This window comes from Alistipes sp. DJF_B185 (genome assembly GCF_964250025.1).
Taxonomy (GTDB): Bacteria; Bacteroidota; Bacteroidia; order Bacteroidales; family Rikenellaceae; genus Alistipes; species Alistipes finegoldii.
Window position 1 is genome coordinate 1 of record NZ_CAXUDY010000104.1, and the last position, 548, is coordinate 548.

The 548-nt window shown below is 51.1% G+C and carries 1 protein-coding gene; it reads right to left on the bottom strand.

What is annotated here, in order from left to right:
• Positions 1-548 (bottom strand): phage integrase SAM-like domain-containing protein (locus tag ACESTR_RS16440; protein WP_373179472.1); only part of this gene is annotated, 548 nt, incomplete at both ends.

Sequence of the window (548 nt, forward strand, 5' to 3'; positions counted from 1 at the left end):
AAGCAGGAGAACAGGAACATATCGCGGTTATAGTCCTGACGCTTATACCGCAGCTCGGTAGTCATCATACGCCGGAGTTCATCTTCCGTTAAAAAACTACGTTCCGGATTCGGAGCCGTATATTGATAGAGGGAAAAGGGGTTGCGAGGCATCCAGCCGTTGTTGAACGCGATTTTGACAACGTATTTCAGGCATTTGAGATAACCGCTGACGGTCGTAGGCTTGAGCCCCAGATCGGATTTAAGGTAGACGTGGTATTGCTCGATGAACGACTGTTCCAACTCCGCCAACGGCATATCGCTCACGTTATACTCCTTACGCATGAAAGTCCGCAGATGGTCGATGGATTTATAGTAGCGGTTCCATGTACCGTGGCAGCGGTCGATGCCGACACGTTTCTTGAGGTCGCCGGTGAATTTCTCGAACGCTTCGAGAAGCAGCCGGTATTTCTCTCCGAAGCCGAGATAGGCATTCTTGACCTTTTCGGCCGTAACGTATGACTCCCGGTCGCAGATATCCTGATAGTGCTTGCCGATCTGGGTGCGGAT